Here is a 285-nt window from a genome sequence, read left to right as displayed (position 1 = left end):
GTCCATCCCAGAGTGATAGCCAAAGCCATCTTTCAAACAAAAGCCATGTGGCTTTTGTTGTTATGCGGTATTAGCATCTGTTTCCAAATGTTATCCCCCGCTCCAGGGCAGGTTACCTACGTGTTACTCACCCGTCCGCCACTCACTGGTGATCCATCGTCAATCAGGTGCAAGCACCATTAATCAGTTGGGCCAGTGCGTACGACTTGCATGTATTAGGCACACCGCCGGCGTTCATCCTGAGCCAGGATCAAACTCTCATATAAAATATATAAGAACTTGAAT

At 47.4% G+C, this 285-nt stretch carries 1 rRNA gene; it reads right to left on the bottom strand.

The features are described from left to right. Nucleotides 1-266 (bottom strand): 16S ribosomal RNA (locus LMB56_RS00155); the annotation flags it as partial. Nucleotides 267-285 lie beyond the last annotated feature (19 nt).

Source organism: Limosilactobacillus reuteri (assembly GCF_020785355.1).
GTDB lineage: Bacteria > Bacillota > Bacilli > Lactobacillales > Lactobacillaceae > Limosilactobacillus > Limosilactobacillus reuteri_I.
This window is presented reverse-complemented; position numbering and strand designations above follow the sequence as displayed.